The 12,504-nt window shown below is 59.4% G+C and carries 7 protein-coding genes and 1 pseudogene; 1 reads left to right on the forward strand and 7 read right to left on the reverse strand.

Translation table 11 applies throughout. The features are described from left to right. Positions 1-197: 197 nt before the first annotated feature. From AC0AP0_RS04385 to AC0AP0_RS04405, 5 genes are all read right to left on the reverse strand, one after another. On the reverse strand, positions 198-1,472 hold the full coding sequence (locus AC0AP0_RS04385) for a glutamate-cysteine ligase family protein (protein ID WP_490429491.1): 1,275 nt from the start codon (positions 1,470-1,472) through the stop codon (positions 198-200). A 70-nt stretch (positions 1,473-1,542) separates the two neighbouring features. Continuing rightward, positions 1,543-3,843, reverse strand: coding sequence for a glycoside hydrolase family 3 N-terminal domain-containing protein (locus tag AC0AP0_RS04390; RefSeq protein WP_490429492.1), 2,301 nt, complete (start codon positions 3,841-3,843; stop codon positions 1,543-1,545). Positions 3,844-3,929: 86 nt separating this feature from the next. Further along, positions 3,930-6,044 (reverse strand): beta-galactosidase, encoded by a 2,115-nt coding sequence (locus AC0AP0_RS04395; RefSeq protein WP_490429493.1) that lies wholly within the window; start codon positions 6,042-6,044, stop codon positions 3,930-3,932. 33 nt (positions 6,045-6,077) lie between these two features. Further along, on the reverse strand, positions 6,078-7,433 hold the full coding sequence (locus tag AC0AP0_RS04400) for a glycoside hydrolase family 30 protein (protein WP_490429494.1): 1,356 nt from the start codon (positions 7,431-7,433) through the stop codon (positions 6,078-6,080). Positions 7,434-7,484: 51 nt separating this feature from the next. Further along, positions 7,485-8,819 (reverse strand): MFS transporter, encoded by a 1,335-nt coding sequence (locus AC0AP0_RS04405; protein ID WP_463318726.1) that lies wholly within the window; start codon positions 8,817-8,819, stop codon positions 7,485-7,487. A 299-nt stretch (positions 8,820-9,118) separates the two neighbouring features. Between AC0AP0_RS04405 and AC0AP0_RS04410 the strand changes: the two genes are divergently transcribed. Beyond that, positions 9,119-9,736, forward strand: coding sequence for a TetR/AcrR family transcriptional regulator (locus AC0AP0_RS04410; RefSeq protein WP_445342786.1), 618 nt, complete (start codon positions 9,119-9,121; stop codon positions 9,734-9,736). 60 nt (positions 9,737-9,796) lie between these two features. On the opposite strand, the gene AC0AP0_RS04415 is transcribed toward AC0AP0_RS04410, so the two are convergent. Both AC0AP0_RS04415 and AC0AP0_RS04420 read right to left on the reverse strand, forming a co-directional pair. Then, complete coding sequence (locus AC0AP0_RS04415; protein ID WP_445342413.1) at positions 9,797-10,441, reverse strand: sugar O-acetyltransferase; 645 nt, start codon at positions 10,439-10,441, stop codon at positions 9,797-9,799. A gap of 86 nt (positions 10,442-10,527) precedes the next feature. Next, positions 10,528-12,504, reverse strand: a pseudogene (locus AC0AP0_RS04420) (acyl-CoA dehydratase activase-related protein); the annotation flags it as partial.

The following is a 12,504-nucleotide window of genomic DNA, read 5'->3' on the forward strand; positions in this document are numbered from 1 at the left end:
GCTTGCCCGGCCAATGACCCGCGCCGGACCGCTTGAACTGGGCTGTGCGGGCCCACCCGTCGGTTCTACTGAGGACCACCGCATGCGATCCCGTTCTTCCGAGGGCTCCCCGCTGATAACGGATCAATGCCCATTGGTGAACAGATTATACCATCCTCAGGAAACTGGTCTCGCCCGTTCGCATAACGAAACAGTCGTCAGGACTGCAAGAGATCGGGATGGCGTGGATCGCCCGGCAAGTTCTCCAGAGTGTCATCGGCACCTAGGGCCTGCCGCCAGAAGTCCAGGGAACGGCCATAGGGGCTGGCCTGGCCGCCACGGACCTGCAGGTCGGCCTTGACTGCAAGCACATCCTCCTCGCTCACCCCGTCCAAGAGCCTGAGAAGTCTGGCAAATCGATCCGAGTCGTAGAAGATACCGCCGACGACATCAAGAAGTCGGCTGGCACGTTTCATGGGCAAGGAATCCCAGTGTCTGAGCTCGATGTAGTTCTTCAGACGGACATCATTGAAGTGCGTGGTCAGGATGTGCGCTATCTCGGCATCATTGAGCCGCCGATCCGGATAAATCTCCCCGGCGTTTTCATGCCAGGCTATGAAGACCTGCTGCCCCTGCGGCCCTTCCACCTCCGGGGTGTAGGAGACATCGGCCACCATGAGCGGGGTGGAGAGCATATCCACGGCATAGTCTTCCCAGCCAAAGCCATCCTCGAATAACCCAGGAATCAGTCCTGTGCGCTGGGTGTCGAGCCAATCCCAGATCCGCTGACGCCTCAGGGGCATATGGTTGAGCTTCCCCTCAAAGATTGGAGTGTTGCGGAAGAGGTAGGCCAAAATAGGCCCGATAGCCGTGCCCAGACGAATCTTGGCGATGGCATCGTCCTCATCCTGATAGTCGATGCTGATCTGGGTAGAGGCAGTGCTGCGCATCATCATGGGTCCGCACTGGCCTATGCGACCCAGGTAGGTGTTCATGACCGCGTAGCGTTCCTTGGGATTGACGCCCACATCTGCGTAGGACCCAGCTGGACGGTACCCGTATTCGACCAGGCGGAACCCCAACCGCTCGGCAATGGGGTCGACCTCGGTACGGAAGCGACGGTAGAGGTCTTCGAATTCACGACTGTTCCGCACCACGCCCAGGGAGCACTCCACCTGGCTCCCGGGCTCCAGGGAGACCGCGCAGCCCGGCCTGCTCAGTCCTACCAGGTGACCGTCCTCCCGGTATTCCTTATCACCGTCATAGCAGGGCTCCAAGGCCAACAGCAAGGCCTCGATGCCCCGCTCCCCCTCATAGGGAACCGGGGCATCGGACCCGTCGTTACGGACCGGCAGATGCTCGATCTCAATGCCGAAACGCCACTGGGACCGCGGCTTGGATCCACGTGTGAAGTAGTCGACCAGGCTGGTCACATGCCGCGGATTGGGGACCGTCAACAGGTGCGCATACCCAGCGCCTACGCTTTTCCTCATGCTGTCATGGTAGGAGCGGGCGAGGCCTCTGGGCAACCAACACGCGAGGAGTTCCGCTACCGGATGGCGGTCAACCCACGGTCACCGTCACAGCCTGCAGATCCTCCCTGCGCGAGGATGACCCCACCAGCACCTGGAACTGACCGGTCTCGACCCTGCGGTTGCAGTCGGTATCGACCAGGGTCCACTCGGACACCGGCAGATCGAAAACCACCTTCCGGGTCTGCCCTGGATCCAGCTGAATCCTTTGGAAGGCCTTGAGCTCGCGGTCAGCCCAGCTGACTGAGGTCACCAGGTCGCTGATATAGGCCTGGACCACCTCTGTGCCTGGCCGCTGGCCGGTGTTGGTCAGGTCCACAGTCACCCTAACCGTATCCTCGGGTCCAACGGTATCCGGCCCATCGACCTGTGGCTTTCCATATGCAAAGGTGGTGTAGCCCTTGCCCTGACCGAAGGCGAAGGCCGGATCCTGGGTCAGATCGGCATAGCGGTATCCATGCTGGCCCCGGATCTGGTTGTAGTAGACCGGCAGCTGCCCGGCATGCCTGGGGAAGGTGATGGGCAGTCTGCCTGTGGGCTCAACCTTGCCGGTGAGAATCCTGGCCAGGGCACGACCGCCCTGCATGCCCGGATCGGGCTGCCAGATCAGAGCCTTGGCCGACTGTGTGGACGGCGGCAGGATCAGCGGCTTGGAGGACATGAGCACGATGACCATGGGCTTGCCCGTCTGTGCCAGGGCATCCAGCAGATCGCGCTGAGGACCGTAGAGCTCCAGTGTGGCGGTCGAACGGCCCTCGCCCACCAGTTGAATCACGTCGCCGACTACGGCCACCACCAGATCGCTTTGCTCGGCCAGGTCTACGGCCCTGTCGAAGCGGCTCTGATCGATCCTAGCCGGGGCCGCCACCTTGGGCCTGGGCTGGCCGTCGGGGAAGAGTGGACCCGCTGGGTCGTCAACCAGACGAACCACGTCCACGCCCTGCTCGCAGCTAAGCTGCCAGTTTTCAGGCAGCTCCTGACGCAGGCCGTCGGCCACGGTCGAGATCATCTCCCGCGGCTGGTCCTTGATCCAATCGCACTGACCGGATCCGCCGGCCCAGTCCCCGAGCTGGTTCTGGGCATCGTCGATCAACGGACCCACTAAGGCGATGCTATGCACTGAATCATCACTAGAACGGCCATCAACACCCACCCCACCGAACAAGGGCAGAATGCCGTCGTTCTTCAAAAGAACCGCCGACTCCTGGGCCACCTGAAGATTGAGCTCCTGGTGCTCCGGTGAGTTGATGACCACCTTCTGGGCTTCAGGATCGGGCAGGCGCGGATCCTCGAAGAGCCCCATGCGGAATTTCAGGGCCAGGATGTGCTTGACCGCCCGGTCAAGGTCCTCCTCGTGCAGAAGCCCGGCATCCAGTGCATCCAAGGCTCCCTGGTAGAAACCGGGCGTTGTCATGATCAGGTCGTTGCCAGCCTTGACGGCGGCTGCGGCGGCCCTGGTGTAGTCGGGCTGCACCTTCTGCTCCCAGACCATCCGGCCCACGTTGTCCCAGTCGGTGATCAGGGTGCCCTGGTAGCCCCACTGTCCGCGAAGCACGTCGTTGAGCAGCCAGTTGTTGATTGTAACCGGTACCCCGTCGATGGATTCGTATCCCAGCATGAAGGTGGCCACACCCTCCTTGGCCAGCCGCTCGAAAGGCGGCAGGAACCAGGAGAGCAGCTTGCGGTGCGAAAGGTCTGCCTCGGAGGCGTCGCGCCCGCCCTGGGTCTCGGAGTAGCCGGCGAAGTGCTTGGCCGTGGCCAGCACAGCGTCCTTGGGCAGGGTTCCGGTCATGGCTGATCCGCCCTGATAGCCGCGCACCATGGCCGAGGCCATCTCGCCGATCAGGAAGGGGTCCTCGCCGAAGGTCTCATCCACCCGGCCCCAGCGGGTGTCCCTGGCGATACAAAGCACCGGGGAGAAGGTCCAGTGGACGCCTGTTGTGGCGACCTCCTGGGCTGTGGCCCGCCCCATCCGCTGAACCAGTTCAGGGTCGAAGGAGGCCGCCATACCCAGTTGCTCGGGAAAAATGGTGGCCCCGCGGAAGAAGGAATGGCCGTGGATGCAGTCATCGCCGATCAGCAGAGGAATGCCCAGACGGGTGCGATGAACGGCCTTGTCAGCCTTGATCATGTTCTGCGGAGAGACATGCAGCAGGGATCCGGCGTGCTGATCCACCACCTCCTTGTCCACTCCCGAGCGGGCATCAAGCTGCGTCATCTGGCCCACCTTCTCCTCACGGGTCATCCGGCCCACCAGGTCGGCCACCCGCTCATCCACGCTCAGGTCGGGATTGCGGTAGGGCAAGTCCTCTGTCAACTTCCTTGATGCCATCTGGGCACCTTCCTTTCTTGCTAAGCACTAAATCCACTCATATATTTGCGTCCGGTCAGCCTGAAGCAGATCAGACTAAAGCCGGTCTATCGAACGATGATTGCCAGGTCCCAGGGTCCAATGATCATCGGCTGGCCCTGGTCCACATGCGCCTGAGGATCAGCCTGCCCGTCAGCTACCAGCAGATGCCCCCCGTAGGGCGCGTCCAGCTCGACCTTCTTGAATGAATAATTGAGCAGGTAGGCGACCTGCTCTCCCAGGGCGTTGATGCCCTCCCGCACGGTGACCAAGCCAGCCAGGTCTCGGGCAGGACCGCTCAAGCCAGCCGCATCCGCCGCATCCGAAAGCAGCATCCGCATGCCCTCAGCCGAGGGTAGAGTGCCGATCCACTCAGCAATGCCGTTGCCGTAATCATGACGGGTCACAGCCGCATACCGCCCCCAGACTGGATGGTCATAGGAGGCCAGGACCTGAGTGCCGGGGCGCGCATTCAGCAGCTCAATCAGCCCCTGGCAGGCCGGTCCGGCCTGGTCGGCCCCATGCAAATCCAAGCTCAGATTATTGCCGGGACGGGTGAACTGGTTGTAATCGACGCCGAACACGTCGGTCAGCAGATGCGGCGCCTTGTCGTGCCAGACCTTGAGATTCTCGTCCGCCACAAAGGAGCGCAGCGTGGCCACCAAGTGACCTCCCTGATGAACGTAATCAGCCAAGGCCTTCAGCGTATCTTCATTGGTGCTGTACAAGGCTGGAATCACGACCATTGCGTAAGAGTCCAGTTGGGACTGGTCAGCCTTGTCGCTGATGAAATCACACTCGATGTTGAGCTCGAAGAGGGCATCGTAGACCCGTCTGACCACATCGTTGTACGAGATCTGCCCCTGCTGACGGGGGAAGCCGGTCTCCAGGGAGAACCAGTCCAGGGCGGTCAGGGAGTCGTTGCCCACCATGATGGCGACCTTGTTGCGCTTTTGGAGGTTGGTCAGGCGCTCCCCCACACCCTTTTGCGCTATCTGCCTGCCGAACTGGCCGGCCTCCTCATAGGTTGGGTTGGGTTCCATATCCTGCGAAAGCAGACCCTTCCAGTAGGTCTCAAAGGAATTGTGGATGGAATGCCAGTGCCAGTACATGACCCCGTCAGCCCCCGAGGCCAGATGGCTGTACGCCTGAAGCCGCAGCTGGCCCGGATAGGGAAGCCAGCCGTTCTGCCCCTGGGCATCGGTTTCCAGAACCAGATAGTTGGCACCACCCTTCAGGCTGCGGGTCATGTCCCCGCCGAAGGCGATCTCCTTGCCGGTCAGGTCATCCTCAGTAGGATGGTAGATGTCCACACCGGCCACATCCAGGCATTCGGCCGCTTCGAAATGATCGACAGCTGGCTGAAGGCCATATGACCAGCCTGGACCCCAGTCGAAATCGAAGTTGTGGGTGACGAACTGGTCCTCGCGAGCATATTCGCGCACGATGCCAGCTTGCCAGGCCAGGTAGTGGCTGACCTGGCTTCGGCGGAAGCGGTCAAAGGCCGAACCCAGGGATGCATTGATGGTCCCGGTCAGATCGGGAAAGTCCTCCCAGGAGTCAATTCTGTTGGACCAGTAGTCCAAGCCGAAGGCAGCATTGAGACGATCCAGATCATCGTCAAAGCGCCGTCGTAGATCCTTGACGAAGAGCCGCTGCATGTCGGGCGATACGCAGTCGTAGTATTTGGTCTCGTTGTCGACCTGGTAGCCGATCACCTGAGAGTTATCGGCCACATGGCTTATTAGCTTGCGGATGACGCGCTCGCCATAGTACCGGTAGGAGGGGTTGACAATGTCCATGATCTGGCGAGCGCCATACCGGTTGTGGCCCTTGGGAGTGTCCGCCAGAACATCCGGATGCATGGCGGCCAGCCAGGCGGGGACGGCATAGGTGGGCGTGCCCACGATGACCTGAATGCCGAAGCGTCCAGCCGCTTCCAGCACCCGGTCCACATGGCTGAAGTCGAATACGCCGGGCTGGGGTTCCAGAGTGCTCCAGGTGGATTCGGCGATACGAATGGTGGTGATGCCAGCGGACTTCATCATGGACATATCCTTGTCCACCCGCTCATAAGGCATGTATTCGTCGTAGTAGGCGCACCCGAAGATGAACCTGTCGGGAAGGCGCGTACTGCCTGGCGAAGCTGAGTGGTCCTTGGTACGGACCGCGTTGTCTGACATGATGAACTCCAATCTTAATCTACGAGACTTAATTCATAGGACGAAGGTGTTGAAGGATCGCGGCTCCAAGGTTGCCCGGAAGCCTTGGCTCCCTTTACCATCTTCTCCCGGTCCGGAGAAGGAGAAAGGCATGGCGCGGTCCAGGGCGTTCTGGACCACGACAACGACCGATCCATCCGGATTTTCGAAGGCTGTGGCCATAGAGCTGAAATGACCGCGAGTATCCAGCAGGCGAGCACCCGGGCGCACATAGTGCGAGTAATGACGCATGACATAATACTCGGGATTCCGCTTGACCTGGCCAGTGGTGGTGTCGATAGAGAAGAGGGAATTCTGCCGCCAGCCCCAGGTGGATATGCCCTGCCCCAAGACCATGTTCCAGTATGTGTAGCAAGTGGCTCCAGCCCGCAGATACCGGTTCACCAGCGAGAAAACGTATTCGGCGTATTCCCAGGTGTTGCCGCCCATGCCGCATTCGGACTCGGTCTGCTCCAACTCAATCTCAGGCCAGGACTGGTGAGTGCGCTCGATGACATGCTGGCCGGCCCACTGATAGCCGATCCCGGCAATGTACCTGCGGCAGTCCTCGTCGAAGAGGATGTTGTCCACGTAGCGGTTGTAGTTCTCCAGGATCATGCCTTCGGGACCGAATTTCATATCCTCAGGCCCATTGAGGGTCCCCAGAAAGATGGCCGTATCCGGTGCCTCTTTGGCGAAGAGGGGACCCAGATATTCACGGATGAAGATGCGCATGTCCTCGCTGGACCAAAGACAGGAGGGGAACTTCTGATCCGCAAAGACCTCGTTCTGCACATGCAGCTGGTCGATGTGGATTCCGCGGCGGTCATATTCGCGCACATACCGCAGAAGATAACGGGCATAAGCAGATAGGTTGCGCTCGCTCATGTCGATTCGCCCGAAATTGTAGACCTTGGGTCGTTTCATCCAGGTTGGCGGACTCCAGGGGCTGGCGAACAGTCCCATATCCGGTTGATACTTCTGGGCCTGGCGGATATACGGAATCAGGGTCTGCTCGTCGTGGTCAACGCTGAAATGCTTCAGATCATAGTCACCGTCGGTTTCGTCGTAGCTGTACCAACTTGCAGCGAAGTCATTGGCACCCACCGGAGTCCTGTTGAAGGTCAGATTCAGCTCGTCCGGGCTGAAGAGCTCACGGATGATCCCCTCACGTTTCTCCTCCCCCAGCTCTTGCAAGGGCAGCCACCCCAACTCATTGAAGCAGCCGCCAAACCCTCGCAGAGTCTGCTTTTTGGCACCGGTACATTCCAGATCAGCTGACGTCTCCATGGCGGAGGCAGCCAAGTGCTGCTCCTGCATGGCCTGCTGCCGAGTGGTTGCAACCCAAATCGGTCCTGCATTCCTATTCATGGATCTTCTGCTCCTTTGCATATTTTCCCTGTATGACCGTAGAGGCCAGGATCACTTGACGTTTCTGATCATCAGGATAAAGACGCATCCCAACAGGGCAAAAACAATGGCCGTGGGGAAAGCCGCCGCATAACCCCAGTTCAGAGTGATGAAGGACATGACCAGAGGACCGGCCATTTGCCCCAGTGTGGTGGCCAGGTTCAGGATGCCAAGATCCTTGCCGGCCTCCTCCTTGCTGGGCAGGACATCGACGTTGAGCGCCTGGTCGACGGACGAATAGACCCCGTAACCGAACCCGGCGATGCCGGCGTACAGATACATGCCCATGACCGTGGGGCTGATCCAGGGCATGGCGATGCCGATGGCAAACATAACTGAGGCGACGACCACTGGCACCTTACGCCGCCCGATCAGGTCGGAGACAGGTCCGGAGACCAGCGAACCCAGCAGGGAAACCACCATGGTGATGACTGACATGACCGAAATGGTTGCAGCAGCCTGGGTTACGGTTTGGCCCACATACTTTTCGATGATGTAGAGCTGATATGCGGAGATCATCTGATAGCTCAACAGCATGCAGAGCCTTCCGGCGAAAGCCTTATAGAAGTCGTGTGCCCCATGGAAGCGCGGAGGCTGGAAAGACTTGAGCACATCCATAAGGGTGCCCTCATCCTTGGGCAGGTATGCAGCCGAACCTTCCCTAGGCATGATAAGAATGGCTACGACACCACCCAGGAACATGAGTACGCCGGCTAGAACGAAGCCAGTGAACATATGGGTCACCAGGGCCGCGCCGATCAAAGAGCCGATGGGCGAACCGATAGTAGAGCCTGCTCCATAGAAGGCGGACAGGGTCCCGCGCACACCGGATGGCACACGATCGGACAGAATGGCCACCATAGGGGCGATCATGCAGTTCAGTCCGAACATGCAGAGGCAATACACAATAGTCAGCAGAACGGGGTTGGTGGTCATGCCCGTCAGGAACAGGGTTACACCACCAAGGACTGCACCACCTAGAATCCATGGAGTTCGACGCCCGTACCGGGAGCGGCTGCGATCTGAGAAGTTGCCGAAGAGCAGATTGGAGACCAGTGAAGCCACGGCCGTGCAAGCATTGACTATGCCCATCAACGCCTCGGGAGCGATGCCGGGGACCAGCTTGAGATGTTCGGGAAGCAACACGACGCTGACGATTCCCAAGCCCGACATCCACAGAATGCCGAAAGCCAGGAAGCTCGCACCAAACCGAAACAGGGTCTTCTTAGGAACCGGTCTACCAGTCTCAGGCGATAATAGTGGATCACTCTGCGCTGCAGCAAGGGCAGCCTTATGCGCCTGCAGAAGTTCAGAATCGTCCGATGCAGGGGTTGTTGAGTCGCTCATAGTGTCGACCTCTTTCAACTAGTCTTCTCTGACACGTCCAATGTGTGGCGGACAACCATATCTACCACCCATTAGATAATTATATATCTAACAGGCATTCGATATATTTGTCAAATCAATGACCCAGTACGGATTCGCGAACGACAAGGACTTACTTGTCCAATACCCTACCGAGTCGAGACCCTGTCGAGCCTACGGGCGTCACTGTTATGAATCCGGCCACCATGTACCATGAGTATCAAACGACCGGCAGCACCCAGGCCTTCAAGGACAGCGAAAAGGAGCCGCAAGACCAGACAATGGCGAGCCGAACCAGAAAGTCACCCGAGGTGAGACGGGCGGAAATCACACATGCCGCCGCCCATCTCATCAGCCAACATGGATACAACGGCATATCGCTCAAAGATGTCGCTGACATGGTGGGGATGTCACAGCCGGGCGTCCTCCATTATGTGGGCAGCAAGGAAGGACTGCTCTCCCTCCTGGTCACGGACATTTATGACGTCAATGGCACCCCGGAGGAATTCGTACAGACAGGACTGCCCGGGTCCGACCCCGATCATCCCCATCTTCCGGCCTATTTTGACTATCTGGTCGCCCACAACGCGGGGCGGCCCGAACTCACCCAGCTATATACGGTCCTGGAAACCGAGGCCATCTCCACCAACCATCCCTTGCATGATTACTTCATCCGCAGGCCGACAGAGGTCTGGGAGCACTATTCCAAATTCCCCTGGCTGCTTCCTGATGGCATAGGATGGGCGACAGAGATGCCAAGCAAGGTGAGGATGAGCCTGGAAGTGATGGACGGCATACAGATACGACTGCTGCGTGAGCCGAAAATCGACTACGTCCGGGAATGGAGCCGGTTCAAGGCGCTGATCTTCCCCTCCCCGCTCTGGGATGGATATTGCTGATCAAAACCACGCCCGCAGGAGTCAAGCCGACAAAGTGATGCCGGGCACCAACCGGCCCGACTAATCCATCCTGAAAGGCCTGGCATCATAAGGCGCCTGATACCGCCGATCCCTCCAGAAGTATTCATAATCGTGGTCATTGATCGGACGGATGACCTTGCAGGGGTGGCCGTAGGCGACCACGTCGGAGGGAATGTCCTTGGTGACCAGGGACCCTGCCCCGACGACTGTGTTGTCGCCGATGGTCACTCCCGGCATGACGATGGCACCTGCTCCGATCCACACATTCCTGCCGATGCTGACCGGAACCGTGAACTGAGGCGTTCCATAGGCTCGTATATCGGGGCGAATGGTGTGCCCGGTGGTCACAATGGTGACGTTGGGCCCGAACATGGTGTGGTCGCCTATGTCAATGCGGCCGTCGTCGACCAGAACCAGGTTGAAGTTGGCGTAGCATTTGCTCCCCCAGTAGGTGTTGCAGGCCCAGTTGGCCCGTATCGGCCCCTCAATCCAGCTGCCTTGGCCGAATGAGCCGAACATCTTCTTGCAGAGGTCCTGCTTCTTCTCCACCTGGCTGGGACGGCAGGCGTTGAAGTCGAAGACCAGATCCTGCTGGGCGTCCTGGACCTGCTTCATTTCGGGTGTATCGGCAATGTAGATCTGGTCGGTGTCCAGCAGAGCCTTGATCTCCTCGCGGCTGGTCATGGTAACCCCCCTCTTTCCTTGATCCTCGTGGTTCATCAATTCCGAGGCCGGCGCATTAGCTTCGAACTCCGGCCCCGTCATGGTGGCTACAGGCTCTCCAGAACCTTCTCCCCGTCCTGGACAGGTGCTGCCTGCCCAGCATCCAGGCCGGTCGATTCCGCAGGCCGGGATTCAAGGGCCGCCTTGTGGTCCTGGCTGAGCTTTTGCTGGTCGCCCGGCTTCTTGGCAGCGGCGATCATCAGCTTGATCCTGTTGAGCTGGTTGGCCTCAGAGGCGCCGGGATCGTAGTCGATCGAGACGATGTTGGCCTCGGGGTAGGTCCTGCGGATCTTGCCGAACATGCCACGCCCGGTCACGTGGTTGGGAAGGCAGGCGAAGGGCTGTGCGCAGACGATGTTGGGCGCGCCGGACTGAATCAGTTCGATGATCTCACCGGTCAGGAGCCAACCCTCTCCGGCCTGAACACCCAGGGAGGTGACCGAGGCGGCCTTCTCCCTCAGATCGCTGATGTGGGCGGGAATGTCGAACTTCCCCTTGGATGCCTTGAAGCCGGCGATCATGGGAGCACGGTAGACATCTGCAGCCTTGAGGACGATCTTCTTAACGCCCACCTGGCCGCCGGTGCCCAGCATTTCCTCGTTCCATTCGGCGTTGGAGATGCCGTTGACCATGAAGTCGCAGACACCGGGAAGCACGGCCTCGCAACCCTGGCTCTCGATCAGGTCGACCACGTGGTTGTTGGCATCGGGATGGTACTTGACCAGAATCTCCCCGACAACGCCCACCCGGGGCTTGCGGGGGATATTGCGCAACGGCAACTGGTCGAAGGCCCGGATCATCCGCTTCATCAGAGTCCCATAGGGCAGATAGCCGTGACCATAGACCTTCTTGGCAGTCTTGGAGTACCCGTGGTGCTCGATGGTCTCCTTGCAGATCGTGTCCCAGAGCTTGTAGAGCCTATTGGCTGATCCAGGCTCCTGCTCGTAGGGACGGACCCTGAGCAGGCACTCGATCATGGCATCGCCCAGGTAGAAGGCCTTGACGGCGCGGTGCAGCAGGGCTGGGGTTACCTGAAGACCAGGGTTGGCCCGGAATCCCTGAACACTCAGTGTAATGATCGGGACGTAGCCATAGCCCGCATCAGCCATGGCCTTGCGCAAAAGGCCATAGTAGTTGGTAGCCCTGCACATGCCGCCGGTCTGAGTGACGATGACTGCGCACTTGTGCGGGTCGAACCGGCCGGACAGGAAGGCGTTGACCAGCTGCCCCACCACGATGATGGCCGGGAAGCAGGCATCATTGTTGACGTACTTGACCCCGGTGTTGATGTCTTCGGCCGTGGCATGCTTCAGGAGCTCGAAGTGGTAGTCGGCACTGGAGAAGACCGCCTCCAGGAGGGAGAAGTGTACCGGAGACATCTGCGGCGCTACTACTGTGAATTTGTGCCCCATCTCCTTGGTGAAACGATGCTCGGTGGCATACTTGGACAGGGTCGGCTTGGCTGCGGCCCCGCTTGCCTGAACATCTCTGCCCGGGTTGTCGGCTTCCTGTTCCTTCTGCCGCGATGCCATGGTCTCACGGATGGGTCTGATGCCCATGGGGTGGAGGCCTATTAAACCTTGATCGCTCTTGTCGTGCAGAGCCACAAACCGGGCCATAGCCGCAATGTCGGCCTTGCGCTGGGATAGGTTGATTTTCTGTGCATTGGTAGACCGGAATCCGTCCGATTTCGGCTTGTCAGTCGCATCCGCATCCACTGCTTCAATATGGCTGGCAAGGTCTTGCGAATCTTGAGAGTCGGATGATTTCTTCGCCTGTACCTCCGACTGAACCATGTCAGTCGATGGATCAACATTCTCGACCATGACATTATCCTTAGCCGCGACCTTGGCAGGCGCCTGCTCCTTGGCTGGGACTTCCTTCTGGTCTTCGCTGTCCTCCTGGTTCAGATCCCGCTGGTGGCGTTCGTCCATGGCGGCCTTCAGAGAGCGCAGACGGATCTTGGCAGCACCCAGGTTGGAGACCTCGTCGATCTTCAGCTGCGTGTAGACATCGCCCTTGTC

This window comes from Bifidobacterium sp. POST2/T3 (B1) (assembly GCF_058197115.1).

Excerpts from the sequence above, each read along its gene's own strand:
- AC0AP0_RS04385 (WP_490429491.1), bottom strand. The coding sequence starts at position 1,472 with ATGAGGAAAAGCGTAGGCGCTGGGTATGCGCACCTGTTGACGGTCCCC.
- AC0AP0_RS04390 (WP_490429492.1), bottom strand. The coding sequence starts at position 3,843 with ATGGCATCAAGGAAGTTGACAGAGGACTTGCCCTACCGCAATCCCGAC.
- AC0AP0_RS04395 (WP_490429493.1), bottom strand. The coding sequence starts at position 6,044 with ATGTCAGACAACGCGGTCCGTACCAAGGACCACTCAGCTTCGCCAGGC.
- AC0AP0_RS04400 (WP_490429494.1), bottom strand. The coding sequence starts at position 7,433 with ATGAATAGGAATGCAGGACCGATTTGGGTTGCAACCACTCGGCAGCAG.
- AC0AP0_RS04405 (WP_463318726.1), bottom strand. The coding sequence starts at position 8,819 with ATGAGCGACTCAACAACCCCTGCATCGGACGATTCTGAACTTCTGCAG.
- AC0AP0_RS04410 (WP_445342786.1), top strand. The coding sequence starts at position 9,119 with ATGGCGAGCCGAACCAGAAAGTCACCCGAGGTGAGACGGGCGGAAATC.
- AC0AP0_RS04415 (WP_445342413.1), bottom strand. The coding sequence starts at position 10,441 with ATGACCAGCCGCGAGGAGATCAAGGCTCTGCTGGACACCGACCAGATC.